The organism is Streptomyces sp. NPDC085596 (assembly GCF_044541565.1).
In the GTDB taxonomy this organism is placed as follows: Bacteria; Actinomycetota; Actinomycetes; order Streptomycetales; family Streptomycetaceae; genus Streptomyces.
Map to the genome: position 1 here is coordinate 1 of NZ_JBITTC010000001.1, position 25,313 is coordinate 25,313.

Here is a 25,313-nt window from a genome sequence, read left to right on the forward strand (position 1 = left end):
AGAAGTGCTCCTTAGAAAGGAGGTGATCCAGCCGCACCTTCCGGTACGGCTACCTTGTTACGACTTCGTCCCAATCGCCAGTCCCACCTTCGACAGCTCCCTCCCACAAGGGGTTGGGCCACCGGCTTCGGGTGTTACCGACTTTCGTGACGTGACGGGCGGTGTGTACAAGGCCCGGGAACGTATTCACCGCAGCAATGCTGATCTGCGATTACTAGCAACTCCGACTTCATGGGGTCGAGTTGCAGACCCCAATCCGAACTGAGACAGGCTTTTTGAGATTCGCTCCGCCTCACGGCTTCGCAGCTCATTGTACCTGCCATTGTAGCACGTGTGCAGCCCAAGACATAAGGGGCATGATGACTTGACGTCGTCCCCACCTTCCTCCGAGTTGACCCCGGCAGTCTCCTGTGAGTCCCCATCACCCCGAAGGGCATGCTGGCAACACAGAACAAGGGTTGCGCTCGTTGCGGGACTTAACCCAACATCTCACGACACGAGCTGACGACAGCCATGCACCACCTGTACACCGACCACAAGGGGGGCACCATCTCTGATGCTTTCCGGTGTATGTCAAGCCTTGGTAAGGTTCTTCGCGTTGCGTCGAATTAAGCCACATGCTCCGCTGCTTGTGCGGGCCCCCGTCAATTCCTTTGAGTTTTAGCCTTGCGGCCGTACTCCCCAGGCGGGGAACTTAATGCGTTAGCTGCGGCACCGACGACGTGGAATGTCGCCAACACCTAGTTCCCACCGTTTACGGCGTGGACTACCAGGGTATCTAATCCTGTTCGCTCCCCACGCTTTCGCTCCTCAGCGTCAGTAATGGCCCAGAGATCCGCCTTCGCCACCGGTGTTCCTCCTGATATCTGCGCATTTCACCGCTACACCAGGAATTCCGATCTCCCCTACCACACTCTAGCTAGCCCGTATCGACTGCAGACCCGAGGTTAAGCCTCGGGCTTTCACAATCGACGTGACAAGCCGCCTACGAGCTCTTTACGCCCAATAATTCCGGACAACGCTTGCGCCCTACGTATTACCGCGGCTGCTGGCACGTAGTTAGCCGGCGCTTCTTCTGCAGGTACCGTCACTTTCGCTTCTTCCCTGCTGAAAGAGGTTTACAACCCGAAGGCCGTCATCCCTCACGCGGCGTCGCTGCATCAGGCTTTCGCCCATTGTGCAATATTCCCCACTGCTGCCTCCCGTAGGAGTCTGGGCCGTGTCTCAGTCCCAGTGTGGCCGGTCGCCCTCTCAGGCCGGCTACCCGTCGTCGCCTTGGTGAGCCATTACCTCACCAACAAGCTGATAGGCCGCGGGCTCATCCTTCACCGCCGGAGCTTTTAACCACAGACCATGCGGTCCGCAGTGTTATCCGGTATTAGACCCCGTTTCCAGGGCTTGTCCCAGAGTGAAGGGCAGATTGCCCACGTGTTACTCACCCGTTCGCCACTAATCCCCACCGAAGTGGTTCATCGTTCGACTTGCATGTGTTAAGCACGCCGCCAGCGTTCGTCCTGAGCCAGGATCAAACTCTCCGTGAATGTTTTCCCGTAATCGGGACTACACACACGAGAGCGGAACCACCGGAGGAATAGTCCGATGGTTCACAGCGTCCTCGCTGTGTTTTTTCAAAGGAACCTCGTCCCAGCAGATGCTGGAGACGGGGTTATCAACATATCTGGCGTTGATTTTTGGCACGCTGTTGAGTTCTCAAGGAACGGTCGCTTCCTTTGTACTCACCCTCTCGGGCTTTCCTCCGGGCTTCCCTTCGGTGTTTCCGACTCTATCAGATCGTTTTCCGATCCGATTTCCTCGGTGCTTTCCAGGTTCTCACTTCGGCGTTTCCGCTTCCGTGTTTCCCTTTCCGGCGGTTCCGACTCTATCAGATCCTTTCGGCGTCTGATTCCCAGTCGGAGTGGGATTGCCTTGGGCTTTTCGACTTTCGCCGTTCGGCCTTTCGACATTCACTACGTTAGTCGATCTCCGCTGCGACTCATAATCGAGTCTCGCGGAGTCGAATTCGGACGTGCGGGCACGCCGAAATCATCCCCGCCAGGGGAAGTCGTAGGTAGTGGGTGGTCGCTTCCGGCTGCAGGCGATTGCCGTACCCGGTTCAAGCGACTCGGGCTACATTACGCAGCTTCCAAGGGCGAGTCAACGTGACCTGCGTCTCGGTGCATGGGCCCGATAGGGGCTCACGGTGGGGTCGTCCGCGACCCAGAACCGCCAGGGATGGACTCCCCCGTCGCCGGCCACTCCGGTCCTCGGGCCGCTGCGTACCTGCTCGGGCGGGACGGGGGTGCCCGTGAGGATGCGGATCGGGGTGTCCGCCCGGGTGCAGGCGTCGGTGCCGTCGAGGGAGCGGTCGATGTCCAGGGCGGTCGCCAGCCGGGCCGGCCCCTTGGCCAGTTCCTTGTCGTTGCGGGCCGAAAGCCTGCGCTCGCGCGCCGGCTCGGCGCCCTCGACGATCTCGCCCGCGCGGAGCAGGACACCGCTCGCCGTGCCTTCGGGGCCGCAGACGAGGTTCATGCAGTGCCACATGCCGTAGGTGAAGTAGACGTACACATGGCCGGGCGGGCCGAACATCACGTCGTTGCGGGGGGTGCGGCCGCGGTAGGCGTGCGAGCCGGGGTCGTTCGGGCCGTCGTACGCCTCCACCTCGGTGAGGCGGAGGGCTATCGGACCGTCGGGAGTGCTGCGGATGAGGAGGCGGCCGAGGAGGTCGGGGGCGACCTCCAGTACGGGACGGTCGAAGAACTCCCGAGGCAGTGGCGTACGGTCCGGGGGCGTGATCATGCCCTCCGAGGGTAGTGCAGCCGCGTCGTCGTCCCCGCGGAACCGGTTGCGGCCGATTCGCGTTTGTACGGGTCGAGGGTCCATTCGTAAAGGGAGAGTCAATGGCGTTCAAGAAGCTGCTCGCGAGCCTGGGGGCCGGGGGCGCGTCCGTCGAGACGGTGCTGACCGAGGTCAACGTGGTGCCCGGTGGGGTCGTCCAGGGCGAGGTCCGTATCCAGGGCGGCTCGGTCAACCAGAACATCGAGGGTCTGTCCGTCGGCCTCCAGGCCAGGGTCGAGGTGGAGAGCGGCGACCAGGAGTACAAGCAGGACGTCGAGTTCACCAAGGTGCGGCTCGGCGGTGCCTTCGAGCTCCAGGCCGGGGCCGTGCACGCGGTGCCGTTCGGGCTGGAGATCCCCTGGGAGACGCCCGTCACGGTGATCGACGGGCAGGAGCTGCGCGGGATGCACATCGGGGTGACCACCGAGCTGCAGATCGCCCGCGCGGTGGACTCCTCCGACCTGGACCCGATCCACGTGCACCCGCTGCCCGCGCAGAAGGCGCTGCTGGACGCCTTCATCCAGCTGGGCTTCCGCTTCAAGAACGCCGACATGGAGCGCGGCCACATCCGGGGCACCCGGCAGCAGCTGCCGTTCTACCAGGAGATCGAGTTCCACCCGCCGTCGCAGTACCGGGGCCTGAACCAGGTCGAGATCAGCTTCGTCGCCGACGAGAACGCGATGGACGTCGTGCTGGAGATGGACAAGAAGCCGGGGCTGTTCAGCGAGGGCTCGGACACCTTCCGCTCCTTCCAGGTGGGCCTGCACGACTTCCACACCACCGACTGGGCCGGTTACCTCAACCAGTGGCTTTCCGAGGTCGGCAGCAAGCGGAACTGGTTCTAGGGTCGGAAGTCACGAAACGGAACGATCAGCAGGAGGTATCGACGTGACCGAGCTGAAGCGGCGGCCGCTCCCCCATGACTTCCATCCGCCCGTGCCGTCGTTCACGGTGACGAGCGAGGACATCGCCGAGGGCGGGACGCTGAAGGGCGCCCAGGTGCAGTCGGAGGGGAACACCTCTCCGCAGCTGAGCTGGTCCGGCTTCCCGCCGGAGACCAAGAGCTTCGCCGTGACCTGCTTCGATCCGGACGCGCCGACCGGCAGCGGATTCTGGCACTGGGTCGTCTTCGACATCCCGGCGTCGGTGACGGAGCTGCCGGCGGGCGCGGGCAGCGGTGACTTCGCGGGGCTGCCCAAGGGCGCCGTGCAGGCGCGCAACGACTACGGCTCGAAGGAGTTCGGCGGCGCGGCCCCGCCGCCCGGCGACGGTCCGCACCGGTACGTGTTCACGGTGTACGCGGTGGACGAGGACAAGCTGGGGATCGGCGCGGACGCCACTCCGGCGGTCGTCGGCTTCAATCTGCGCTTCCACACGCTGGCGCGCGCCCAGCTCATCGGGGAGTACGAGATTCCCGCGCAGGGCTGAGTGCCCCTTCGGTGTTTGCCCGCCCCTGGTCTTGGAATTGATCAGGGGCGGGCGCTTTTTATTTCGTTGTCCATCTCGATCCGCCCGTCCAGAGTTGATCCAGGTCCGCCGGGGGTGCGGACAGGCGCACGGGAGGTGGGCGGGATGCGTGGCACGTTGGTCCTGAACGCGAGTTTCGAGCCGCTGTCGACGGTGACGGTGAACCGCGCCGTCGTGCTGGTGCTCCAGGACAAGGCGGTGGTGGAGCAGGCGCACATCGGGCTGCGGATGCGCGGCACGGCGGTGGACATGCCGGCGCCGAGGGTGATCCGGCTGTGCAGATACGTAAGGGTGCCGTTCCGAAGACAAGCGCCGTGGTCGAGGCGGGGTGTGCTGGTGCGGGACCGGCACCGCTGCGCGTACTGCGGGCGGGCGGCGAGCACGGTGGACCATGTGGTGCCGCGGGCGCAGGGGGGTGCGGACTCCTGGCTGAACACGGTGGCGTCCTGCGCGGAGGACAATCACCGCAAGGCCGACCGGACGCCGCAGCAGGCGGGGATGCCGTTGCTGCGGCAGCCGTTCGAGCCGACACCGTCGGACGCGATGCTGCTGGCGCTGGGGTCGGACGACTTCGCCGCGCTGCCGGAGTGGCTGGCGCCGCCGGCCGCTGCGTAGGCCATACACGAGAAGGGGCCCGCTCTCCCGAGTCGGGAGGGCGGGCCCCTTCTCGTGGCCGGGTGTCGTGACGGCTCAGTCGATCGACGGCTTCTCGCGGCGGTCGGTGCCCGTCCCCTTGTTCTGCTGGGGTACGGCGCCACCGCCTCCGCCGCCTCCGCCCAGGTTGCCGAAGTTGCCCATGGCTCCGGAGAGGCCCTTGAGGGCGTCGCCGATCTCGCTGGGGACGATCCAGAGCTTGTTGGCGTTGCCCTCGGCGATCTTCGGGAGCATCTGGAGGTACTGGTAGGAGAGCAGCTTCTGGTCGGGGTCACCGGCGTGGATGGCCTCGAAGACGGTGCGGACGGCCTGGGCCTCGCCCTCGGCGCGGAGCGCGGCGGCCTTGGCCTCGCCCTCGGCGCGCAGGATCTGGGACTGCTTCTCGCCCTCGGCGGTGAGGATGGCGGCCTGGCGCGTGCCTTCGGCGGTGAGGATGGCGGCGCGCTTGTCGCGGTCGGCGCGCATCTGCTTCTCCATCGAGTCCTGGATGGAGGTGGGCGGCTCGATGGCCTTCAGCTCGACGCGGTTGACGCGGATGCCCCACTTGCCGGTGGCCTCGTCCAGTACCCCGCGCAGGGCCGCGTTGATCTCCTCGCGGGAGGTCAGGGTCCGCTCCAGGTCCATGCCACCGATGATGTTGCGCAGTGTGGTGACGGTGAGCTGCTCGATCGCCTGGATGTAGCTGGCGACCTCGTAGGTGGCGGCTCGGGCGTCGGTGACCTGGTAGTAGATGACGGTGTCGATGTTGACCACCAGGTTGTCCTGGGTGATCACCGGCTGGGGCGGGAACGGCACGACCTGTTCGCGCAGGTCGATGCGGTTGCGGATGGTGTCGATGAACGGGACGACGATGTTGAGGCCCGCGTTCAGGGTGCGTGTGTAGCGGCCGAAGCGCTCGACGATGGCGGCGCTGGCCTGTGGGATGACCTGGATGGTCTTGATCAGGGCGATGAAGACCAACACCACCAGAATGACCAGGACGATGATGACCGGTTCCATCGTGTTCCCCGTATCCCCTCTCCGCATCGGTGCCCGCGGCGGATGTCGTGGCTGTGAAGGATGCTGTGAAAGATCTTGCCGGTCGAGTCTGACAGACCGTCCGGCAACTCGTGTGCTGTTCGGTTCAGTTGAGTCGTGCGAGGTCAGGTCCGGGCCGGGCGCCCTCAGATGACGATCGCGGTGGCTCCCTCGATGTCCACGACGTCCACCTCCTGGCCGACGTCGTAGGCGCGGGCGGTGTCGAGGGCGCGGGCCGACCAGATCTCCCCGGCGAGTTTGACGCGTCCGCCGGAGCCGTCGACCCGTTCGAGGACGACGGCCTGTTTTCCCTTCAACGCGTCGATCCCGGTGGGCAGGTGGGGTCGCCGGCTGCCGTGGCGGGCCGCGATGGGGCGGACCACGGCGATGAGCGCGACCGAGACGATCACGAAGGCGAGGACCTGCACGACGATGCCGAAGCCGAGTCCGGCCGCGCCCGCGGCCACCAGCGCTCCGACCGCGAGCATGCCGAACTCGGGCATGGCGGTGACGACGAGCGGGATTCCGAGGGCCACGGCGACGACGAGCCACCACACCCATGCGTCTATGTCGTTCACACGGTCATGGTAGGTCCGGGGCCGGACCGCCGACAGGGTGCGAACGGACCGGTGGTGGCCGAAAGGAGCGGGTCAGCCCAGCGGGAGGCCGCGCGCGGTCCAGCGCTCGCCGGCCTGCTCGACGACGAGGGGGAGGCCGAAGCAGCGGGAGAGGTTGCGGGAGGTCAGTTCCAGCTCGATCGGTCCGGCGGCGAGCACCTTGCCCTGGCGGATCATGAGGACGTGGGTGAAGCCGGGGGCGATCTCCTCGACATGGTGGGTGACCATGATCATGGAGGGCGCGATGGGGTCGCGGGCGAGCCGGCCGAGGCGGCGGACGAGGTCCTCGCGGCCGCCGAGGTCGAGTCCGGCGGCGGGCTCGTCGAGGAGGAGCAGCTCGGGGTCGGTCATCAGGGCGCGGGCGATCAGGGTGCGCTTGCGCTCGCCCTCGGAGAGGGTGCCGAAGCGGCGGTCGAGGAAGTCGCTCATGCCGAGGCGGTCGAGGAAGGCACGGGCGCGCTGTTCGTCGACGTCCTCGTACTCCTCCTGCCAGCCCGCGGTCATGCCGTAGGCGGCGGTGAGGACGGTCTGGAGGACGGTCTGGCTCTTGGGGAGCTTCTCGGCCATGGCGATGCCGGCCACGCCGATGCGGGGGCGCAGTTCGAAGACGTCGACCTTGCCGAGGGTGTCGCCGAGGATGGTGGCGGTGCCGGTGGTGGGGAAGAGGTAGCTGGACGCGACGTTGAGGAGGGTGGTCTTGCCGGCGCCGTTGGGGCCGAGGATGACCCAGCGCTCGCCCTCCTTGACCGACCAGGAGACCTGGTCCACCAGAGCCCGGCCCTCACGGACCACGGATACGTCCTGAAGCTCCAGAACATCGCTCATGAGCGCGTTGTCTCCCCTTGCGTTGTGGCCGGTCTCGGCTGTCGCTTACGCCTGTGGCTCGGTCCGCCGCGCCGATGGGCGCAGCCCATATGAAATCTACGCCACGAGTGCCCCGCTCCATTCCATCGGTCCGGTCCTTAGGGTGGGGGCATGCTCACGGAACCGCGTTCAGGACGCCTTGCCGCATGGGGAAATGCCCTGTTGGCCGGACTTGTCTCGCCGGATGACGCCGTACTCGCCGCTGTGGGCGAGGACGCGGTGCACCGGGTGGCCGGACTGCCCGGTGAGAACGGGGTGGTGGGGCTCACGTTGGCGCTGGGCCGGCTGCGGGCGCTCGGGGTGAGCGGACTGCGGGTGGCGCTGCCCGCGCCGGGGCATCCGCTGGGCCTGAGCGGTCCGCCGGAGTTCAACGCACGGGCGCTGGCCGCCGGGGAGGCGGTGATCTGCACCGGGGCCGCCTTCGGGCTGGTGCCGGAGGTCTCCGAGGCGGGGCCGGCGGGCGATGTGCACGTGGAGGTGGTGTGGCACGTGCTTGAGGTACGGGAGGCCCCGCCGGCCGATGTGCCCTCGCTCGGTGAGGCGGAGCGGGAGCTGGCGGAGGCGCTGCGGGAGGCCACCGAGGTGCTCTCCCGGCTGGACGTGGCCGGGTCGGGGCCGGTGGCCGCCGCGGCGATCGACGCGTACCGGGCGCGGGCCGAGCGGGACGGGGAGGTGCTGGCGCCGGGGTATCCGCCGCGTGCGGCACGGGTGTTGGAGCTGGCGGGGCGGGTGGGGCTGCTGGTCTCGCTGGCTCAGGAGCGGGGGCACGGGGGTGCGGTGAGTGCCTCGGAGATGGCCTCGCGCGCCGAGGCGCTGCGCCCGGTGGAGCGGACGGCCCGGCGGGCGCGGGTGGCGGCGTACAACTCCGTGGTGGAGGAGCGGGAGCGGGGGGTGCGCTGACGGGCCTCGGGCGCTGCTCAGCCGCTCGCTTCGTGGCGTACGGCCCACAGCGCGGCCTGGGTACGGTCGGCGAGGTCGAGTTTCATCAGGATGTTGGAGACGTGCGTCTTGACGGTCTTCTCGGAGAGGACCAGGGCGCGGGCTATCTCCCGGTTGGAGCGGCCGTCGGCGATGAGGCCGAGCACCTCGCGCTCCCGTTCGGTGAGTGAACCTCCCCTGCCCTGGCCCGAGTTGGCCTCTTCCTGGGTGAGGATTGCGTCGGCCACCTCGGGCTGGAGCAGGACGTGGCCGGCGTGCACGGAGCGGATGGCGGCGGCGAGGGCGTCGGGGTCCACGTCCTTGTAGACGTACCCGGCGGCGCCCGCGCGCAGGGCCGGGACGACGGTACGCCGCTCGGTGAAGCTGGTGACGATCAGCACGCGGGCCGGGTTGCCGAGTTCGCGGAGCTTGCGCAGGGCGTCGATGCCGTCGGTGCCCGGCATGCGGACGTCCATCAGGATCACGGCGGGCCGCAGCTCCTCGGCGCGGGCGACTCCCTCGGCGCCGTCGGCGGCCTCGCCGACCACCTCGATGTCGTCCTGTACCTCCAGGAAGGTGCGCAGGCCGCGGCGGACGACCTGGTGGTCGTCGACGAGCAGCACCCTGATCGGGTCATCCACCGGGCACCTCCATCTCTATCCCGGTGCCCTTGCCGGGCGCCGATTCCACGGTGAGCGTGCCGCCGGCGCCGCTCGCCCGGTCCCGCATCGAGACCAGGCCGAGGTGGCGTCCGGCGCGGCGGACGGCGGTGGGGTCGAAGCCGCAGCCGTCGTCGGTGACGCGGAGGAGGGCTCCCCGGCCACGCCGTTCCACGTCGACATGGACGTGCTCGGCGCCGGAGTGGCGCAGGGCGTTGTGCAGGGCTTCCTGGGCGACTCTCAGCAGGGCTTCCTCCTGGGCGGCGGGCAGGGCGCGGAAGCCGTGGCCGGTGAAGGTGACGCGGGCGGTGTGGGCGCGGTCGAGGACCTGGATCTGGGTGCGCAGGGTGGCGAGGAGGCCGTCCTCGTCCAGGGCGGCGGGGCGCAACTCGACCACGGCGGCGCGCAGTTCTTCGGCGGCTTCGGCGGCGAGGGCGGCGACCTGGTGGAGTTCCTCCTTGGCGCGGGAGGGGTCGCGGTCGACTAGGGCGGTGGCGGCCTGGGCGGTCAGGCGCAGCGAGAACAGCTTCTGGCTCACGGCGTCGTGGAGTTCGTGGGCGAGGCGGGAGCGTTCCTCCGCGATGGTCAGCTCGCGGCTGCGCTCGTAGAGGCGGGCGTTGGTGAGGGCGATGGCGGCGTGCTGGGCGAGGATGCCGAGGAGGGACTGGTCCTCCTCGGTGAAGCCGCAACCGCCTTGTGGTTTGGGGCAGTTCTTGTTGGCCAGGAAGAGGGCGCCGATGATCTCGTCCCCGTCCCGGATGGGCAGGCCGAGGAAGTCGGCCAGTTCGGGGTGGGCGTCCGGCCAGCCCTCGAAGCGGGGGTCCTCGCGCACGTCGCCCAGGCGCACCGGGCGGCCCTCGCGCAGCATGGCGGCGAGGATGCCGTGCTGGCGGGGCAGCGGGCCGATGGCCTTCCACTGCGCGTCGCTGACGCCGTCGACGACGAACTGGGCGAAGCCCCCGTGGTCGTCGGGGACGCCGAGGGCCGCGTACTGGGCGTCGAGCAGCTCGCGGGCGGAGGCGACGATCGTCTTGAGGACGTCGCGCACCTCCAGATGCCTGCTCATGGCCAGCAGCGCGGAGCTCACCGCGGCGAGACCGGACCCGGGACCTTGACTCATGCCCTCACGGTACCGGCGAGGTGCGACGGCCGGATCGGCCTGTGGACAGCGGTCACCGGGCCGCTGGGCCTAGGGCGGCGGGCGTAGGTCCTCGGGACTGGGGCTCGTGGCCCCGGCCGGGTGGCGTACGCCCAAGGGACCTCGGGTTCTGCGGCTCGCGGCCGAGGTGGGCGGGGCGGTGCCGTTCCTAGGTTGTGGATGACCGCCCGCCGGGGGCGGCCGACTGCGAGGGGATGGTTCTCATGCCGGTGGCGATCGTCACGGGGGCGTCGAAGGGGCTGGGGCGGGCACTTGCCGGGGCGCTGGCCGCGCGGGGCTGGGATCTGGTGCTGGACGCGCGGGGCGCGGGTCCGTTGCGGGTGGCCGAGGAGGAGGTGGCCGGGTTCGGGGTGCGGGTGGTGGCGCTGGCCGGTGATGTGACGGACGGCGCGCACCGGGCCGCGCTGGTGGCGGCCGCGCGGGGGCTGGGCGGCGTGGATCTGCTGGTGAGCAACGCGTCCGCGCTGGGCGCCGAGCCGCTGGTGCCACTGGCGGAGCTGCCGCCGGCGGGGCTGCGCCGGGCGCTGGAGGTGAACGTGGTGGCGGCGCTCGGCCTGGTCCAGGAGGCGCTGGAGCCGCTGCGGGCGTCGGCTTCGGGTGCCGTGATCGCGGTCAGCTCGGATGCGGCGGTGGAGGCGTACGGGACGTGGGGCGGGTACGGCGCCTCCAAGGCGGCGCTGGACCGGCTGATGGCGGTGCTGGGCGTGGAGGAGCCGGCGTTGCGGGTGTGGGCGGTGGACCCCGGCGACATGGCGACGGACCTGTACGCGGCGGCCGTGCCGGACGATCCGGACCCGCGGCCGGAGCCCGGCGCGGTCGTACCGGCGTTCCTGCGGCTGCTGGACGAGCGGCCCGCGAGCGGGCGGTACACGGCCTCGGCGCCGGCGGTGGGCCGGTGAGCCCGGCGGCGGGGGTCGGCGGGGTGGCCGGGGCGTGGCAGGTGCCCGAGGAGTTGTCCGCGCGGGTTCCGGCCGAGCAGCGGGGGCCGGGGCTGGACCGGGGCGCCGTACGGCTGCTGGTGTCGCGCGGGACGGCGGTGTCGCATCACGGGTTCGGTGAGCTGCCGGGGCTGCTGCGGGCCGGGGACGTGCTGGTGGTGAACACCTCGTCCACGCGGGCGGCGGCGGTGAACGGGCGGATCGGGCACGCGCGCGTGGTGGTGCACTTCTCCACGCGCGGGGACGACGGGCGGTGGGCGGTCGAGGTACGGGAACCGGACGGACGAGGTACAACGCGCGCGCGGGCGGGCGGGCCCGCGCAGACGAAGGTGTGGCTGCCGGGCGGGACGCGGCTGGTCCTGGAGGAGCCGCTGGACGGGGGCGGGGAGCGGCTGTGGTGGGCGCGGGCGGTGGGCGCTTCCGTGGCGCGGGTGCTGCGGGAGCACGGGCGGCCGATCCGGTACGCGTACACGGAGCGGGACCAGCCGCTGTCGGCGTACCAGACGGTGTTCGCGTTGCCTTCGCCGGACGGGACCGGCAGTGCGGAGATGCCGAGTGCGGCACGGCCGTTCACGGCGCGGCTGGTGGCGGAGCTGGTGAGCCGGGGGGTGTGGTTCGCTCCGGTGCGGCTGGACACGGGGGTGGCGTCGGCGGAGGCGCACGAGCCGCCGTATCCGGAGCGGTTCGCGGTGCCGGAGGCGTCGGCGCGGTTGCTCGGGGCGGCGCGGGCCGGGGGCGGGCGGGTGATCGCGGTGGGGACGACGGCGGTGCGGGCGGTGGAGTCGGCCGCGGGGCCTGACGGGGTGGTGCGGGCGGCCGCCGGGTGGACGGATCTGGTGGTCACGCCGGGGCGTGGGGTGCGGGTGGTGGACGGGCTGCTGACCGGGCTGCACGAGCCGGAGGCGTCGCATCTGCTGATGCTTCAGGCGGTGGCCGGAGAGGCCGCGGTGCGCCGGGCGTACGCCGAGGCGGTGCGCGGTCGGTACCTGTGGCACGAGTTCGGGGATGCCCATCTACTGCTGCCCGAAGGGTTTGCTTACGCATAGCAGCACGCCGCGACCTCTGAGTGACATCAGGCCCGTACCGGTGTGAGCCCTCGCATAGGGCGCACATCACTTACGAACGGACATAGGAGACAGAGTACCCCTAGATGAACGGGGCGGATGGGCTGATCTGTCCCGTTTTACCCAGACCTGATCCACTACCGCGCTTCGTACGTCACATCATTGCCAGGGCATTTTGCGGCCGCTAAGAATTGCTCATGTCGCTCAGCGCCGCGGTTCACCCCGCGGCGTTCGTGCTGGAGGAACCGATTCCCCCGGCGGATGCGAGAGCGACCTCCGCGCTATTCGAAGAGGTCCATCAAGCTATGCCTAAGAACATCCTGAATCGTCGTCTCAGTCGTCCGCTCGAGAAGTTCTCCGCGCTGAACAAGCAGCACAAGATCGCCATCGCCGGTGTCAGCACCCTCGGTGCCGCCGCCATCGCGCTGTCCGCCGTCCCCGGCGGCGCCGCGACCGTGGCCACCGGTGTCCCGGCCGCGTCCACCAAGCAGGTGGCGGCCGAGCACAGCCAGGTCCGTGACCTCGACGCCACGCTCAGCAGCCCGCTGACGAGCGAGAAGGTCAAGCTCGACTCCATCGAGGCCAAGCAGAAGGCCGCTGCCGCGAAGCAGCACACCGCCGACGCCGCGAAGAAGAAGGCCGCCGAGCGCAAGGCCACCGAGTCGCGCTCCGCCAAGGAGACCGCGAACCGGTCCGCGAAGCGTCCCCAGATGGAGACGGTCGCCGCGAAGACCTACCGCAACAACCTCGACGGCTGGATCCGCCAGTCCCTCGACATCATGCACGCCAAGGGCATCCCGGGCAGCTACCACGGCCTGCACAAGAACATCATGCGTGAGTCCTCGGGCAACCCGCGTGCCATCAACGGCTGGGACATCAACGCCATCAACGGCGTCCCGTCCAAGGGTCTTCTCCAGGTGATCCCGCCGACGTTCTCCACGTACCACGTGAAGGGCACCTCCTGGAACATCTACGACCCGGTCGCCAACATCACCGCCGCCGCCAACTACGCGGCGCACCGGTACGGCACGATCGACAACGTCAACAGCGCGTACTGAGGTCGGCGCGGACCTCTGAGACGGCGCGGAAGGGCGGCACCCGAACGGGGTGCCGCCCTTCACGTGACTCTCGGAAAACCGCAGGCCCTCGAAAGGCGCCGTTACTTGCGCATGACCTCGGGCTCGTGCCGCCGCAGGAAGCGCGAGACGAGGAAGCCGCAGGCCACCCCGAGCGCGATCAACGCGACCATGTCCATGCCCCAGGCCGCCGCCGAGTGGTCCCACAGCGGGTCGGTGCTGGTCGGGTCGTCATTGTTCGGCGCGATGTTGTTGAAGTCCAGCGTGGTGCCGGCCGCGGCCACCGCCCAGCGGGACGGCATCAGATACGAGAACTCGTTGACACCGGGCGTGCCGTGCAGGGTGAACAGGCAGCCGGTGAACACGACCTGGATGATCGCGAACATCACCAGCAGCGGCATGGTCTTCTCCGCGGTCTTCACCAGCGACGAGATGACCAGGCCGAACATCATCGAAGTGAAGCCCAGCGCCATGATCGGCAGGCACAGCTCGAACAGCGTCGAGCCGCCGAAGACGACTCCCCGGTCCGGGATCTCCCGGCTGGCGAAGCCGATCAGGCCCACCATCAGGCCCTGGAGCACCGTGACGGCGCCCAGGACGACCACCTTGGACATCAGGTAGGCCGAGCGGGACAGGCCGGTCGCACGCTCCCGCTCGTAGATCACCCGCTCCTTGATCAGCTCGCGGACCGAGTTCGCCGCGCCCGCGAAGCAGGCGCCGACCGCGAGGATCAGCAGGACGGTCGTCGCCGTGCCGTTCGGTACGTGCAGGCCGGTCCTGGGGTTGACCGGGTTGACCAGCAGCCCCTTCTCGTGGTCGATCAGCAGGCTGACCGCGCCGAGCACGGCCGGCAGGATCACCGTCAGCGCCAGGAAGCCCTTGTCTGAGCCGATGACCGCCACGTACCGCCGGACCAGCGTCAGCAGCTGGGAGCCCCAGCTCTGCGGCTTGGGCGGCTTGACCGCCTGCGGCGGGGGCGCGGTGACGGACTGGGCGGCGACCGCGTCGAGGTCGGCGGCGTACATCTGGTAGTGCTGCGAGCCCTTCCAGCGGCCCGCCCAGTCGTAGTCGCGGTAGTTCTCGAAGGCGGAGAAGATGTCGGCCCAGGTGTCGTAGCCGAAGAAGTTCAGCGCCTCCTCCGGCGGGCCGAAGTAGGCCACCGCGCCGCCCGGCGCCATCACCAGCAGCTTGTCGCAGAGTGCCAGCTCGGCGACGGAGTGGGTGACGACCAGGACCGTGCGGCCGTCGTCGGCGAGGCCGCGCAGCAGCTGCATGACATCGCGGTCCATGCCGGGGTCCAGGCCCGACGTCGGCTCGTCCAGGAAGATCAGCGAGGGCTTGGTCAGCAGCTCCAGGGCGACGGAGACGCGCTTGCGCTGGCCGCCGGAGAGGGACGTGATCTTCTTGTTCTTGTGGATGTCGAGCTTCAGCTCGCGCAGCACCTCGTCGATGCGGGCGTCGCGCTCGGCGGGCGTGGTGTCGGCGGGGAAGCGCAGCTTGGCCGCGTACTTCAGCGCCTTCCGTACGCTCAGCTCCTTGTGCAGGATGTCGTCCTGCGGGACCAGGCCGATGCGCTGACGCAGCTCGGCGAACTGCTTGTACAGGTTCCGGTTGTCGTAGAGCACCTCGCCCTCGTTGGCGGGGCGGTAGCCGGTGAGCGCCTTGAGCAGGGTGGACTTGCCGGAGCCGGACGGGCCGATGACCGCGATCAGGGACTTCTCGGGGGCACCGAAGGACACGTCCCGCAGGATCTGCTTGCCGCCGTCGACCGTGACGGTGAGGTGGCGGGCGGAGAAGGACACCTCACCGGTGTCGACGAACTCCTCGAGCCGGTCGCCGACGATGCGGAAGGCCGAGTGGCCGACGCCGACGATGTCGTCCGGGCCGAGGACCGCGGTGCCGCCCTTGGCGATCGGCTGGCCGTTGACGTACGTGCCGTTGTGGGAGCCGAGGTCGCGGATCTCGAAGCGGCCCTCGGGCGTCGTCTGGAACTCGGCGTGGTGCCGGGAGACCTGGAGGTCGGAGACGACGAGGTCGTTGTCGAGCGAACGGCCGATGCGCATGACATGGCCGAGGGCGAACTGGTGGAACGTGGTCGGGCTGCGGTCGCCGTGGGCGGCCTGCTCGGGCGTGCCGGGGGCGCCGCCCTGCTGGTGCGGGAAGGCCGGGGCCTGCTGCGGGCCGCTGTGCCACTCGGCGGCCTGCGGCTGCGCCGCCGCCTGCGGTACGGCCTGGGTCTGCTGGGCCCAGGTCGCGGACTGGGCTGCGTACGGCGCGGCCTGCGCGGCGTCGGCCGCCGTCAGGTTCAGCCGCGGGCCGTCGGTCGCGTTGCCGAGGTGCACGGCCGTGCCGGCGCCCAGCTCCGTCTGGCCCACGCGGTGGCCCTGCACGAAGGTGCCGTTGGTGCTGCCGTGGTCCTCGATGACCCAGGTGTGGCCGTTGAAACGGACCGTGGCGTGTCGCCAGGACACCCTGGCGTCGTCGAAGACGATGTCGCCCTGCGGATCACGTCCGAGGGCGTAAGACCTGGACGGATCGAGCGTCCAGGTCTGTCCGTTTGTTTCCAGTACGAGTTCCGGCACTCCATGCCCCACTGAGTTGTCCCCCGAATTGCCCCCGACACGGGGAGTCTAGGGATGTCGAACATCGTGGGGAACTATTCCAGGCGCGGGCCCCCAACTGGTAGTCGGGCGTGTGTGCGCAGACGGTTCGGGGGGCGGATACCGGTGCGGAGGGGGGTATTTGACCCCGACTGGGACACGGGCCCGCCGACCGGCCGTCCAACGGCGGCCCCGAGCACGGGACTTAGGTGCCGGTGACCAGGCCATAGGGTCGTGTGCCGGTAGGCGGCAAAGGAGCGTCGAAGCCATGACCGACTTCGTCCGTGCTGGTCGGCTCTTCAGAGTGGTCCGTTTCGATCCTTCGCACCGGCAGTTGATGCTGAGGAGCGAGGCGCTCGCCATGGATGAGACCACCACGCGCGTGGAGGTCTGCATCGGCCACGTGGAGTTGATGTTCCTCAGGCCGTACTACCGGGACGGCCTGCACATCAGGCGCGCCACCGAGGCGGAGTTCGCCGAGCTGAGCGAGCGGCACGGGCTGTCGGCCGACGACGCCCGGTGGACGTGGATGATCGCGGACGACGGCAGCTTCGTGGTCGGGGGTGCGCCCAGCTGGCGTGAGGCGGAGTACTCCCTGATGGACAGGGAGTCGCTGTTCGACTTCTCGAAGTCGTGGCCGCCGCCGTACCCGGCCGAGTGGGGGTCCGTGGAGTGAGCGTGCCGGACCGGCGCTGAGGCGCGGGGCCGGGGATGCGGGGCCGTCGGGCGATCCTTCGCCGGGCGGCCCCGCCGCGTCGGGCGGCAAGCGCCGAGCACCCTCCCCGCCGGGCCCCGTCCGGTTGGCGGACCTGTCGGGCGATGGGCCGCGGGTGCCGGATACGGTGGTGGGACCATGAGCGCTTCGCAGATCGTCGCTTCGCAGACCGCTGAGGTCCCCACTCTTCTTGTCAAGATATTCGGCAAGGACCGGCCCGGCATCACGGCCGGGCTCTTCGACACCCTTGCCGCCTTCCAGGTCGACGTGGTCGACATCGAGCAGGTCGTGACCCGGGGCAGGCTGGTGCTGTGCGCGCTGGTCACACAGCCCGCCGACGGGCTGGAGGGTGATCTCCGGTCGACCGTGCACAGCTGGGCCGAGTCGATGAAGATGCAGGCCGAGATCATCTCGGGCCACGGCGACAACCGTCCGCGCGGTGTCGGCCGCTCCCTGGTGACGGTGCTCGGGCATCCCCTGACCGCCGAGTCGACGGCGGCCATCGCGGCGCGGATCGCCAAGGCCGGCGGCAACATCGACCGTATCTTCCGGCTCGCCAAGTACCCGGTGACGGCGGTGGAGTTCGCCGTGTCCGGCGTGGAGACGGAGCCGCTGCGCACCGCGCTGGCGGCGAGCGCCTCGGCGCTCGGGGTCGACATCGCCGTGGTCTCGGCGGGCCTGCACCGGCGGGCGCAGCGGCTGGTGGTCATGGACGTGGACTCGACCCTGATCCAGGACGAGGTCATCGAGATGTTCGCCGCGCACGCGGGCTGTGAGGCCGAGGTCGCCGAGGTGACGGCGGCGGCGATGCGCGGGGAGCTGGACTTCGAGCAGTCGCTGCACGCGCGGGTGGCCCTGCTGAAGGGGCTGGACGCCTCGGTGGTGGACAAGGTCCGCGAGGAGGTCCGGCTGACGCCGGGCGCGCGGACGCTGATCCGCACGCTGAAGCGCCTGGGCTACCAGGTCGGGGTGGTCTCCGGTGGCTTCACCCAGGTCACGGATGCCTTGCAGGACCGGCTGGGGCTGGACTTCGCGCACGCCAACACGCTGGAGATCGTCGACGGGAAGCTGACCGGCCGGGTCACCGGTGAGGTCGTGGACCGGGCGGGCAAGGCGCGGCTGCTGCGCCGGTTCGCCGCCGAGGCGGGGGTGCCGCTGTCGCAGACGGTGGCGATCGGTGACGGCGCCAATGACCTGGACATGCTGAACGCGGCCGGTCTGGGCGTGGCCTTCAACGCCAAGCCGGTGGTCCGCGAGGCGGCGCACACGGCGGTGAACTTCCCCTTCCTCGACACCGTGCTCTATCTGCTGGGCGTCAGCCGGGAAGAGGTCGAGGCGGCCCAGACGCACGACGAGGACTGACACCGGGAACGACAGCGGAAGGGCCCGGAACCGCCGCGGTTCCGGGCCCTGCTCATGTCTCGGCAGATCACTCCGAGGGCGCCCAGTAGTCCACCAGCGTCGCCTTGCCCGGCTCCAGGTCCTTCCAGTCGCCGTCGAAGGTCAGCACCGCGAAGGCGGACGTGGGGAAGCCGCGTCGGTTCATCCGCTCACGGGCGTCGCCCTCGACGGTCCCGGCGAGGATCTCGGTCAGGTTGTGCACACCGGGGTTGTGGCCGATGAGGATCGCGTTCCGCACGTCGTCCGGGGTCTCGTTCAGCACGGCGATCAGCTCGCCGGGCGAGGCTTCGTAGACCCGGTCCTCATAGACCGTTTTCGGCCGGTGCTCCAGTTCGTGCACGGCGAGCTTCCAGGTCTCGCGGGTGCGCGCCGAGGTGGAGCAGACGGCCAGATCGAACGGGATACCGGTGTCACCCAGCCTGCTGCCTGCGACGGGGGCGTCCGCGCGGCCCCGGTCGGTGAGGGGGCGCTCGTGGTCGGAAACCTGGGGCCAGTCGGCTTTCGCATGGCGGAAGAGGACGATCCTGCGGGGTTCAGCGACGCTCATGTCACCCAGCTTCGCATGAAACAGGCCACCTGGCGCAGGGAGTTGACATGCGGATTCACCGGTACGAGCGGGTCGTCGGCTCAGTGCGCGACAAGCTGCCGGGCGCGCTCCAGTATGTGCGCGAGCGCGGGGTCGCCGCTCGCCGCGTGGGCGTCCGACGGGTTCATGATGAGCAGCAGGAGCGCGACGAACGCGAGCGTGGGCAGCGCCAGCGCCCACCAGGGCAGCCGGGCGGCGGCACCGGCGGGGTGGGACCGGGTGTGGGCGGGTACCGGCATGGTCGCCTCCGTCGCGCGTCAGGCGTCCGGGAACCTCTGTCCCCGTACCCCTCGAAGCTACGCGGTCACCGGCCGTCAACCCATCCGGGCTTCCACCCACTTGACCCTGATCCCCGCCCCCTAGGGGATGGTGGGGAAAGCCCCACCACCGGGCGCCCGGCCGAGCCGGGTCAGGGCGCGAGCATCATCGCGACGATGCCGATGACGACGAAGATGGCGAAGAACGAGCCGAAGACGATCAGCATCTTCTTCTGGCCGTTCTGCGGGTTCGGATCGAGCACAGGCTGCATGCCGCAAGTGTCCCACCCTCCCCCGCGCCGGAGCCCGCCGGGGGCGCCCTAAACAGCCCCTACCGCCCGGCCTCGTCCTCCACGATCCGGTCGCGCCCGGCGAGGAAACCGACCGCCATCTGCGGCAGCATCAGCGCCGCCATGAGCGCGATCGGCACGCCCCAGCCCCCGGTGCGCTGGTAGAGCACGCCGACCAGCAGCGGGCCGGGGATGGAGATCAGATACCCGGTGCTCTGGGCGAACGCGGACAGCTGGGCCACGCCCGGACCGGTGCGGGCCCGCATACCGACCATGGTGAGCGCGAGCGGGAAGGCGCAGTTGGCCACGCCGAGCAGTACCGCCCAGAGCCAGGCCCCGGCGGCGGGGGCGAGGTACAGCCCCGCGTAGCCGGCGAGGCCGCAGGCGCCCAGGACCAGCACGATGGGCCCCTGATGCGGCAGCCGGGTCGCCAGACGCGGGATGACGAAGGCCAGCGGGACGCCCATCACCATGGTGACCGCGAGCAGCACGCCCGCCGTACCGGCCGGGACCCCGGCGTCGCGGAAGATCTGCGGCATCCAGCCCATGGTGATGTACGCGGCGGTGGCCTGGAGGCCGAAGAAGACGGCGAGCGCCCAGGCGGTGCGGCTGCGGGCGATCCGCAGCCGGGGAGCCGCCTCCGCGCCCGGAACCGGCACCGGTGCGGGCACCCGCTCGCGCACCAGCGGCAGCCAGGGCAGTACGGCGACGGCCGCGAGGATCGCCCACACGGCGAGCCCGGACTGCCAGCGGCCGCCGAGGGCGCCGGTCAGGGGCACGGTGACGGCGGCGGCGGCCGAGGTGCCGAGGGCCAGCGCCATCGAGTACAGGCCGGTCATGGAGCCCACGCGGTCCGGGAACCAGCGCTTGACGATGACCGGCATCAGCACGTTGCTCACCGCGATGCCCATCAGGGCGAGCGCGCTGGCGGCCAGGAACCCGGCGGTGCTGCCGATGTAGGGCCGGATCAGCAGGCCGGCGGTGATGGCGGTCATGCCCGCGCAGACCACCGCGCCCGGTCCGAAGCGGCGGGCGAGGCGGGGTGCGGTGGCACCGAAGACGGCGAAGCACAGCGGGGGCACGGAGGTGAGCAGTCCGGCGACGCCGCCGCTCATGCCGAGCCCGTCGCGGACCTCCTCCAGGAGTGCGCCGAGGCTGGTGATGGCCGGGCGGAGGTTGACCGCGGCCAGCACGATGCCGACGACGACCAGGCGCACGGCCCAGGCGGGCGGCGCCGGAGCGGCGGTCGGTACGGGGGTCTCGGTGTCGGGGCGGTGCGGCACCGTCCGGGTCTCCTCAGCCATGAGGCCCATCATAGAATCATGGGATGATTGGTTGTCCATTCCGGAGCCGACTCCGTACGGGGCGCCCCGGTCCGGCCGGTTCGTACGGGCCGGAACTCACGTGCCAAGGTGAGCCATGCCTCTGAGCCACCCGCGCCGTTCGGCGCTGTCCGAACAGGTCATCGCCGAGCTGCGCGCCCAGATCACGTCCGGCGAGTGGCCGGTCGGCTCGCGCATCCCGACCGAGCCGGAGCTGGTCGAGCAGCTGGGCGTGGCCCGCAACACCGTCCGCGAGGCGGTACGCGCGCTCGCGCACAACGGCCTGCTGGACATCCGCCAGGGCTCCGGCACATACGTCGTGGCGACGAGCGAGCTGGCCGGGGTGATGCACCGCAGGTTCGCCGACGCCGATCCCCGGCACATCGCCGAGCTGCGGTCCACGCTGGAGTCGTCGGCGGCGCGGCTGGCGGCGGAGCGGCGTACGGAGAAGGACCTCAAGCAGCTGGACGCGCTGCTGACCCGGCGCGAGGAGGCGTGGGAGGCCGGGGAGGCGGAGGCGTTCGTGGCGGCCGACGCGACCTTCCACCTGGCCGTGGTGTCCGCGTCGCACAACGACGTGATGACGGCGATGTACGCGGACCTCGGCGAGGTGCTGCGGGACTGGCTGCGCGCGGACGTGGGCGCCGAGCTGGAGCCGCGGTCGTACATGGACCACACCCGGCTGGTGGACGCGATCCGCACCGGGGACGCGCGGGCGGCGGCCGCCGAGGCGGCGAGCTACCCCTTCCAGTGCCGCCCGGAGCCGGTCAGCCCGCCTTCTGGTGACTGATCCAGACCACCCGGATCTCCTTCCAGCACCGCCCGGCCAGCTTCACGGTCATGGCGGGCCCGGCGGCCACCGGCGCGCTGTCGGTGTCGATGTCCCACCAGCGGGCGCACTCGATGTGCAGCCGGACCCGGTCGATGTGCACGTAGGGGTTGTGGCAGTGGGCCACCACCTCGGAGCCGTCCACCTTCGTCCGGCAGGACGCGCCGAAGAGGTCGGGGGCGTGCGGCTTGCCGTCACCGGCGCGGGCGACTCCGCCGGGCAGGGCGAGGACCAGTGCCGCGGCCGCGGTCACCGGGGTCAGGCTGCGGGGAAGACGCACGTAGGGGACCTCCTCGGCCAGGGCTGCGGAGGGGGCGCGTGGAGCACGCGTACTACGAGGGTGCCCCGCCCTGTCCGGGACGGCCCGGCCGGTGAGCCGAACGGCTGAGCGGCTGAGCGGCTGAGCGGGGTGCCCCCGGCTCAGGTCGCCTCGCGGAGCATCGGGGCGGCCGGGGCCGTGGCCACGCCGAGGGCCAGCACCGCGGTTGCGGTGAGTGCGGCGGCCAGGTGGTCCGGGGGCATGAGGATGACCGTCCATGGATGGGCCTGACCGTTGCCGCCCGTGTTGCCGATGAGCATCATCGTGATCACCCATGCGACGGGAGTGATGGCCGCCACCTGATGGCCCGCTAGCCGGCGGGCGCAGAGCATCAGCCCGACCAGGAACGCGGTGTTGCGCCCGGCGGTGTTCGCGGTCGGGGCATCGAGGAGCACTGCGACGGCGTGCGCCACGGCGACCGTGGCCAGGACGGTGGTCAGGATCAGCGCCTGGTCGAAGCGGGCCACCGGACGGCTGCCCGAAGCCTCGGCGGCGGGGAGCCTGCTGCTGAGGCAGAACGCGAGCCCCATGCAAACCAGGAGCGGGGCGAAGAGCACCAGGGGCCGGGCGGCGTCGCTGCCCAGGGAAGGAAGATCGACCAGCGTGTCACCGGCCGCCGCGGTCAGCGCGGCGAAAGCCGCGAGAGCGGCGGCGAGGACCGTGAGCCATCGCGTTCTCAGCCACAGGCGCATCGGATCACTCCCCCTTCCTGGCGACGGCCGGCAGGGTCTCCGGAGCGGGCTCGCACCGCTGAAGCAGCGTGGCGTTGCGCGTGAACCACGACAGCTGCTTGTCCGGAGACAGCTTCGTCTCCCTGTTCACGACGGACATCACCTGGGGGTCCGCGGCCAGCTTCTGGCCGTGCTGCTGCTGGATCTCGTCGGCGCTCATGCCCGCCTTGACCATGAGCCAGGCGGCGAGCGTGCCCGCGTGGCCGGTCCGGACGTCGGACGTCTCGGGGCACGAGGGCATCGTCGGCAGCGCCGACGCAGCGATGCTCGCCTTCATGTCGACGTCAGTCATGTCGCGATAGAGGAACAGCTTCCACGTCCGCGCATCGGTACGGGCCGCCTCGGAGACGAACGCGAGTTCTTCCGGTGGCTCCATGCCCGCGTCGGCGAGGCGCGGCACGACCTCTTTCGCGGCATCGGACAGCGGCTCCAGGCTGCCGGCCGCTTCGACGGGGACGCAGATTCGGGGTGAGTTGCCCGCGCACACGGGCGGGTCGGCGCGGGGGCGCGGCGGCGGGTCACCGTTCCAGTCACGCACGGGAAGCACGGCCGAGACGGTGAACACGCTCAGGCAGACCAGGGATGCGGCGGTCGCGGCGCCGGCGCGTACGACGCGGGGGCTACGCCACCGGGCGATCTCGGCACTGACCAGGACAGCGGCCAGGATGCCTGTGGCCAGCACCATCGGGACCGCGAGCGCCACCGGGTTCATGGTGATGGTGAGGTCCCCGTAGGGGGCGTCGAGCCATCCGGTCAGTTCCCGCAGCCACATCGGGTCGACGACCGTGACCGGCATGACGAGGCACAGGTAGTCGACGACGAGGATCAGCGGTGTGGCCAGAATGCGCGGGAGCAGCATGCCGAGCCCGTAGCCCATGACGGTGTGGACGGTGATGAGGTACCCGGCCATGGCCAGTACGCCCGGGTGCGGCCAGTCATGTGCCGCGCCGGTGGCCAGGCGCACGGTCAGCAGGCACGCCAGGACCGCCGTCACTCCGAGGAGTACCACGGGCCACAGGGCGCTGAGCGCGATCGCGTATCTGCCGCGCACCGGTGCCAGCCGATGGACGCCCGCCCTCCTCAGCCGCCCGGCCTCCCACGCCGCGAAGGCCGCGCAGGCCGGGGCGTAGAAGGGCAGGGTGTGCCCGACCAGGGCGGTGTTGCCGGCCCAGTAGGCCGGTTCGTTCGCGGCCTCGTGGCTGCTGACGAGCCAGACCCACGCGAGGACCAGAGGCGCGACCCAGACGACGCTGGTGGTGCGCAGCGCTGTCGCTAAGCGCATGCGCCCTCCTCGTCCTGGACCGTGGCGTAGTACGCGGCTTCAGCGAGGCGGCCCGGCGCGGTGCCGGGCGGTGCCATGGCGTGGAACTCGCGTACCGCGCCGGCGAACCGGACGGTTCCGCCGTCGAGCACGACGACGTGGTCGTAGGTGTCCTCCAGATCGGCGACATCGTGGGTGGAGAGCAGTACGTGCTGGTCGAGCCCGGCGAGGATCTCGTGGAAGACGCGTCGCTGGCGCGGGTCCATGCCGGCGGTCGGCTCGTCCAGGAGAAGGACTTCGGCCTCGTGCACCAGTGACTGTGCGACGCCGACCCGGCGCTGCTGCCCGCCGGACAACCGGTGAACTTTCCGGCCGGCGAAGTCGGCGAGCTCGACCCGCTGGAGAGCACCGAGGGAGGCGTCCCAGGCGTCCCTGCGGTTCATGCCTTTCAGCCAGCCGACGTAGGCAACCTGTTCGCGGGCGGTCAGCCGGGGAACCGACTCGATGCGCTGGGGCAGCCACGCGATGCTCCGGCGGTATTCGGCGAGGTCGCCGCGCCGGTCGGTCCTTCGCCCGCCGTACGTGACGGTGCCGGACTGTGGACGCAGCACTGAAGCGGCCAGGGACAGGACCGTCGACTTGCCCGCGCCGTTGGGGCCGAGGAACACGGTCCGGCCGGGAGGGAAGGCGAAGGTGAAGTCCTGGATGACCGGACTGCGGCGACGGTAGCCGAACGCAGCCGAGTGAAAGCCGATGGGCATGGCGCGTGCTCTCTGACGGGGAGTGCCCAAGCTTCACCTGGTGTTCACACCGAGCGAAAGCGGCTCGTGGCCGGCGTGATCCACTCGTGATCAAGTCCGGCTGGAATTCGGGTAGTTACCCGGACAAGTTGATCATTGGCACCCTCTGCTACAGGACGAGGCCCGCACCCCTGTGGGGTACGGGCCTCGTGCGTGCGGTGTGGCTCAGGCGCCGATGGCGTGCAGGCCGCCGTCGACGTGGATGATCTCGCCGGTGGTCTTGGGGAACCAGTCGCTGAGGAGGGCGACGACGCCCTTGCCGGCGGGCTCGGGGTCCTTGAGGTCCCACTCCAGGGGGGAGCGGGAGTCCCAGACGGCGGCGAGGTCGGAGAAGCCGGGGATGGACTTCGCGGCCATGGAGCCGATCGGGCCCGCGGAGATGAGGTTGCAGCGGATGTTCTGCTTGCCCAGGTCGCGCGCCATGTAGCGGCTGGTGGCCTCCAGGGCGGCCTTGGCCGGGCCCATCCAGTCGTACTGCGGCCAGGCGTACTGCGCGTCGAAGGTGAGGCCGACGACCGAGCCGCCGTTCTGCATCAGCGGCAGGCACGCCATGGTGAGAGCCTTCAGCGAGAACGCCGAGACGTGCATCGCGGTGGCGACCGACTCGAACGGGGTGTTCAGGAAGTTGCCGCCGAGCGCGTCCTGCGGGGCGAAGCCGATGGAGTGGACGATGCCGTCCAGGCCACCCAGCTCCTCGCCGACGATGTCGGCCAGGCGCGCGAGGTGCTCCTCGTTGGTGACGTCCAGCTCGATGACCTTCGCCGGCTTCGGCAGCTTCTTGGCGATGCGCTCGGTCAGCGTGGGCCGCGGGAACGCGGTCAGGATGATCTCGGCGCCCTGCTCCTGGGCCAGCTTGGCGACGTGGAAGGCGATGGAGGACTCCATCAGCACGCCCGTGACCAGGATGCGCTTGCCCTCGAGAATTCCGCTCATG

General features: G+C 70.1%; 26 protein-coding genes and 1 rRNA gene. 10 read left to right on the forward strand and 17 right to left on the reverse strand.

Annotated features, from left to right (window positions below; genetic code table 11):
- Positions 1 to 15 precede the first annotated feature (15 nt).
- Positions 16 to 1,541, reverse strand: a 16S ribosomal RNA gene (locus ACIGA3_RS00005).
- Positions 1,542 to 2,154: 613 nt separating this feature from the next.
- Positions 2,155 to 2,796, reverse strand: coding sequence for a DNA-3-methyladenine glycosylase (locus tag ACIGA3_RS00010; protein ID WP_399708378.1), 642 nt, complete (start codon positions 2,794 to 2,796; stop codon positions 2,155 to 2,157).
- A gap of 101 nt (positions 2,797 to 2,897) precedes the next feature.
- Here ACIGA3_RS00010 and ACIGA3_RS00015 point away from each other — a divergent pair, with 101 nt between their 5' ends.
- The 3 genes from ACIGA3_RS00015 to ACIGA3_RS00025 all read left to right on the forward strand — a co-directional run bounded on the left by ACIGA3_RS00015 (position 2,898) and on the right by ACIGA3_RS00025 (position 4,917).
- On the forward strand, positions 2,898 to 3,680 hold the full coding sequence (locus tag ACIGA3_RS00015) for a sporulation protein (RefSeq protein WP_399708381.1): 783 nt from the start codon (positions 2,898 to 2,900) through the stop codon (positions 3,678 to 3,680).
- Positions 3,681 to 3,723: 43 nt separating this feature from the next.
- Positions 3,724 to 4,263, forward strand: coding sequence for a YbhB/YbcL family Raf kinase inhibitor-like protein (locus ACIGA3_RS00020; protein ID WP_399708384.1), 540 nt, complete (start codon positions 3,724 to 3,726; stop codon positions 4,261 to 4,263).
- A gap of 144 nt (positions 4,264 to 4,407) precedes the next feature.
- Positions 4,408 to 4,917 (forward strand): HNH endonuclease, encoded by a 510-nt coding sequence (locus tag ACIGA3_RS00025; protein WP_399708386.1) that lies wholly within the window; start codon positions 4,408 to 4,410, stop codon positions 4,915 to 4,917.
- 75 nt (positions 4,918 to 4,992) lie between these two features.
- Here ACIGA3_RS00025 and ACIGA3_RS00030 read toward each other — a convergent pair whose 3' ends face one another.
- The 3 genes from ACIGA3_RS00030 to ACIGA3_RS00040 form a co-directional block, all read right to left on the reverse strand.
- The gene (locus ACIGA3_RS00030; protein WP_399708389.1) at positions 4,993 to 5,955 is read right to left on the reverse strand and encodes an SPFH domain-containing protein; all 963 of its coding nucleotides are present in this window, start codon (positions 5,953 to 5,955) and stop codon (positions 4,993 to 4,995) included.
- Between the two features lie 164 nt (positions 5,956 to 6,119).
- Complete coding sequence (locus tag ACIGA3_RS00035; protein ID WP_399708392.1) at positions 6,120 to 6,551, reverse strand: NfeD family protein; 432 nt, start codon at positions 6,549 to 6,551, stop codon at positions 6,120 to 6,122.
- A 72-nt stretch (positions 6,552 to 6,623) separates the two neighbouring features.
- Entirely contained in the window at positions 6,624 to 7,415 is a 792-nt protein-coding gene (locus ACIGA3_RS00040) for an ABC transporter ATP-binding protein (protein WP_399708395.1), read from the reverse strand.
- Between the two features lie 150 nt (positions 7,416 to 7,565).
- Here ACIGA3_RS00040 and ACIGA3_RS00045 point away from each other — a divergent pair, with 150 nt between their 5' ends.
- Positions 7,566 to 8,354, forward strand: coding sequence for a hypothetical protein (locus ACIGA3_RS00045; protein ID WP_399708398.1), 789 nt, complete (start codon positions 7,566 to 7,568; stop codon positions 8,352 to 8,354).
- A gap of 17 nt (positions 8,355 to 8,371) precedes the next feature.
- On the opposite strand, the gene ACIGA3_RS00050 is transcribed toward ACIGA3_RS00045, so the two are convergent.
- A complete protein-coding gene (locus tag ACIGA3_RS00050; RefSeq protein WP_399708401.1) occupies positions 8,372 to 9,013 on the reverse strand; it encodes a response regulator in 642 nt (213 codons plus the stop codon).
- A complete protein-coding gene (locus ACIGA3_RS00055; RefSeq protein WP_399708404.1) occupies positions 9,006 to 10,151 on the reverse strand; it encodes a GAF domain-containing sensor histidine kinase in 1,146 nt (381 codons plus the stop codon). Before ACIGA3_RS00055 ends, ACIGA3_RS00050 begins: the two co-directional genes overlap by 8 nt.
- A gap of 242 nt (positions 10,152 to 10,393) precedes the next feature.
- On the opposite strand from ACIGA3_RS00055, the gene ACIGA3_RS00060 reads away from it, so the two are divergent.
- The 3 genes from ACIGA3_RS00060 (at position 10,394) to ACIGA3_RS00070 (ending at position 13,250) form a co-directional block, all read left to right on the forward strand.
- The gene (locus tag ACIGA3_RS00060) at positions 10,394 to 11,089 is read left to right on the forward strand and encodes an SDR family NAD(P)-dependent oxidoreductase (protein WP_399708407.1); all 696 of its coding nucleotides are present in this window, start codon (positions 10,394 to 10,396) and stop codon (positions 11,087 to 11,089) included.
- On the forward strand, positions 11,086 to 12,174 hold the full coding sequence (locus ACIGA3_RS00065; protein ID WP_399708410.1) for an S-adenosylmethionine:tRNA ribosyltransferase-isomerase: 1,089 nt from the start codon (positions 11,086 to 11,088) through the stop codon (positions 12,172 to 12,174). The genes ACIGA3_RS00060 and ACIGA3_RS00065 overlap by 4 nt, the downstream gene beginning before the upstream one ends.
- Positions 12,175 to 12,497: 323 nt before the next feature.
- Positions 12,498 to 13,250 carry a transglycosylase SLT domain-containing protein gene (locus ACIGA3_RS00070; protein WP_399708413.1) on the forward strand — a complete coding sequence of 251 codons (753 nt, stop codon included), beginning with the start codon at positions 12,498 to 12,500 and terminating at the stop codon, positions 13,248 to 13,250.
- A gap of 101 nt (positions 13,251 to 13,351) precedes the next feature.
- On the opposite strand, the gene ACIGA3_RS00075 is transcribed toward ACIGA3_RS00070, so the two are convergent.
- Complete coding sequence (locus tag ACIGA3_RS00075) at positions 13,352 to 15,850, reverse strand: FHA domain-containing protein (RefSeq protein ID WP_399708416.1); 2,499 nt, start codon at positions 15,848 to 15,850, stop codon at positions 13,352 to 13,354.
- Positions 15,851 to 16,136: 286 nt separating this feature from the next.
- Here ACIGA3_RS00075 and ACIGA3_RS00080 point away from each other — a divergent pair, with 286 nt between their 5' ends.
- Entirely contained in the window at positions 16,137 to 16,544 is a 408-nt protein-coding gene (locus ACIGA3_RS00080) for a hypothetical protein (protein ID WP_399708419.1), read from the forward strand.
- Positions 16,545 to 16,721: 177 nt separating this feature from the next.
- The gene (serB, locus tag ACIGA3_RS00085) at positions 16,722 to 17,945 is read left to right on the forward strand and encodes a phosphoserine phosphatase SerB (RefSeq protein ID WP_399708421.1); all 1,224 of its coding nucleotides are present in this window, start codon (positions 16,722 to 16,724) and stop codon (positions 17,943 to 17,945) included.
- A 67-nt stretch (positions 17,946 to 18,012) separates the two neighbouring features.
- Here serB and ACIGA3_RS00090 read toward each other — a convergent pair whose 3' ends face one another.
- The 4 genes from ACIGA3_RS00090 to ACIGA3_RS00105 all read right to left on the reverse strand — a co-directional run bounded on the left by ACIGA3_RS00090 (position 18,013) and on the right by ACIGA3_RS00105 (position 20,433).
- Complete coding sequence (locus ACIGA3_RS00090; protein ID WP_399708424.1) at positions 18,013 to 18,531, reverse strand: SixA phosphatase family protein; 519 nt, start codon at positions 18,529 to 18,531, stop codon at positions 18,013 to 18,015.
- Between the two features lie 80 nt (positions 18,532 to 18,611).
- Positions 18,612 to 18,809, reverse strand: coding sequence for a hypothetical protein (locus ACIGA3_RS00095; RefSeq protein ID WP_399708427.1), 198 nt, complete (start codon positions 18,807 to 18,809; stop codon positions 18,612 to 18,614).
- A gap of 170 nt (positions 18,810 to 18,979) precedes the next feature.
- A complete protein-coding gene (locus ACIGA3_RS00100; protein ID WP_254641075.1) occupies positions 18,980 to 19,099 on the reverse strand; it encodes an SGM_5486 family transporter-associated protein in 120 nt (39 codons plus the stop codon).
- A gap of 59 nt (positions 19,100 to 19,158) precedes the next feature.
- The gene (locus tag ACIGA3_RS00105) at positions 19,159 to 20,433 is read right to left on the reverse strand and encodes a CynX/NimT family MFS transporter (protein ID WP_399708430.1); all 1,275 of its coding nucleotides are present in this window, start codon (positions 20,431 to 20,433) and stop codon (positions 19,159 to 19,161) included.
- A 103-nt stretch (positions 20,434 to 20,536) separates the two neighbouring features.
- Between ACIGA3_RS00105 and ACIGA3_RS00110 the strand changes: the two genes are divergently transcribed.
- The gene (locus tag ACIGA3_RS00110) at positions 20,537 to 21,229 is read left to right on the forward strand and encodes a FadR/GntR family transcriptional regulator (RefSeq protein WP_399708433.1); all 693 of its coding nucleotides are present in this window, start codon (positions 20,537 to 20,539) and stop codon (positions 21,227 to 21,229) included.
- On the opposite strand, the gene ACIGA3_RS00115 is transcribed toward ACIGA3_RS00110, so the two are convergent.
- From ACIGA3_RS00115 to fabI, 5 genes are all read right to left on the reverse strand, one after another.
- Positions 21,207 to 21,548, reverse strand: coding sequence for a hypothetical protein (locus ACIGA3_RS00115; protein WP_399708435.1), 342 nt, complete (start codon positions 21,546 to 21,548; stop codon positions 21,207 to 21,209). The genes ACIGA3_RS00110 and ACIGA3_RS00115 overlap by 23 nt on opposite strands.
- A gap of 140 nt (positions 21,549 to 21,688) precedes the next feature.
- Positions 21,689 to 22,279: a hypothetical protein gene (locus tag ACIGA3_RS00120; RefSeq protein ID WP_399708438.1), complete on the reverse strand. Its 591-nt coding sequence runs from the start codon at positions 22,277 to 22,279 to the stop codon at positions 21,689 to 21,691.
- A 4-nt stretch (positions 22,280 to 22,283) separates the two neighbouring features.
- Positions 22,284 to 23,600, reverse strand: coding sequence for a hypothetical protein (locus tag ACIGA3_RS00125; protein WP_399708441.1), 1,317 nt, complete (start codon positions 23,598 to 23,600; stop codon positions 22,284 to 22,286).
- Positions 23,591 to 24,340 (reverse strand): ABC transporter ATP-binding protein, encoded by a 750-nt coding sequence (locus tag ACIGA3_RS00130; protein WP_399708444.1) that lies wholly within the window; start codon positions 24,338 to 24,340, stop codon positions 23,591 to 23,593. Before ACIGA3_RS00130 ends, ACIGA3_RS00125 begins: the two co-directional genes overlap by 10 nt.
- Before the next feature lie 204 nt (positions 24,341 to 24,544).
- Positions 24,545 to 25,312, reverse strand: coding sequence for an enoyl-ACP reductase FabI (gene fabI, locus ACIGA3_RS00135; protein WP_030815619.1), 768 nt, complete (start codon positions 25,310 to 25,312; stop codon positions 24,545 to 24,547).
- Between the last annotated feature and the right edge of the window lies 1 nt (position 25,313).

Excerpts from the sequence above, each read along its gene's own strand:
- ACIGA3_RS00010 (WP_399708378.1), bottom strand. The coding sequence starts at position 2,796 with ATGATCACGCCCCCGGACCGTACGCCACTGCCTCGGGAGTTCTTCGAC.
- ACIGA3_RS00015 (WP_399708381.1), top strand. The coding sequence starts at position 2,898 with ATGGCGTTCAAGAAGCTGCTCGCGAGCCTGGGGGCCGGGGGCGCGTCC.
- ACIGA3_RS00025 (WP_399708386.1), top strand. The coding sequence starts at position 4,408 with ATGCGTGGCACGTTGGTCCTGAACGCGAGTTTCGAGCCGCTGTCGACG.
- ACIGA3_RS00030 (WP_399708389.1), bottom strand. The coding sequence starts at position 5,955 with ATGGAACCGGTCATCATCGTCCTGGTCATTCTGGTGGTGTTGGTCTTC.
- ACIGA3_RS00040 (WP_399708395.1), bottom strand. The coding sequence starts at position 7,415 with ATGAGCGATGTTCTGGAGCTTCAGGACGTATCCGTGGTCCGTGAGGGC.
- ACIGA3_RS00045 (WP_399708398.1), top strand. The coding sequence starts at position 7,566 with ATGCTCACGGAACCGCGTTCAGGACGCCTTGCCGCATGGGGAAATGCC.
- ACIGA3_RS00055 (WP_399708404.1), bottom strand. The coding sequence starts at position 10,151 with ATGAGTCAAGGTCCCGGGTCCGGTCTCGCCGCGGTGAGCTCCGCGCTG.
- ACIGA3_RS00060 (WP_399708407.1), top strand. The coding sequence starts at position 10,394 with ATGCCGGTGGCGATCGTCACGGGGGCGTCGAAGGGGCTGGGGCGGGCA.
- ACIGA3_RS00070 (WP_399708413.1), top strand. The coding sequence starts at position 12,498 with ATGCCTAAGAACATCCTGAATCGTCGTCTCAGTCGTCCGCTCGAGAAG.
- ACIGA3_RS00080 (WP_399708419.1), top strand. The coding sequence starts at position 16,137 with ATGACCGACTTCGTCCGTGCTGGTCGGCTCTTCAGAGTGGTCCGTTTC.
- serB (WP_399708421.1), top strand. The coding sequence starts at position 16,722 with ATGAGCGCTTCGCAGATCGTCGCTTCGCAGACCGCTGAGGTCCCCACT.
- ACIGA3_RS00090 (WP_399708424.1), bottom strand. The coding sequence starts at position 18,531 with ATGAGCGTCGCTGAACCCCGCAGGATCGTCCTCTTCCGCCATGCGAAA.
- ACIGA3_RS00095 (WP_399708427.1), bottom strand. The coding sequence starts at position 18,809 with ATGCCGGTACCCGCCCACACCCGGTCCCACCCCGCCGGTGCCGCCGCC.
- ACIGA3_RS00100 (WP_254641075.1), bottom strand. The coding sequence starts at position 19,099 with ATGCAGCCTGTGCTCGATCCGAACCCGCAGAACGGCCAGAAGAAGATG.
- ACIGA3_RS00105 (WP_399708430.1), bottom strand. The coding sequence starts at position 20,433 with ATGATGGGCCTCATGGCTGAGGAGACCCGGACGGTGCCGCACCGCCCC.
- ACIGA3_RS00110 (WP_399708433.1), top strand. The coding sequence starts at position 20,537 with ATGCCTCTGAGCCACCCGCGCCGTTCGGCGCTGTCCGAACAGGTCATC.
- ACIGA3_RS00120 (WP_399708438.1), bottom strand. The coding sequence starts at position 22,279 with ATGCGCCTGTGGCTGAGAACGCGATGGCTCACGGTCCTCGCCGCCGCT.
- ACIGA3_RS00125 (WP_399708441.1), bottom strand. The coding sequence starts at position 23,600 with ATGCGCTTAGCGACAGCGCTGCGCACCACCAGCGTCGTCTGGGTCGCG.
- ACIGA3_RS00130 (WP_399708444.1), bottom strand. The coding sequence starts at position 24,340 with ATGCCCATCGGCTTTCACTCGGCTGCGTTCGGCTACCGTCGCCGCAGT.
- fabI (WP_030815619.1), bottom strand. The coding sequence starts at position 25,312 with ATGAGCGGAATTCTCGAGGGCAAGCGCATCCTGGTCACGGGCGTGCTG.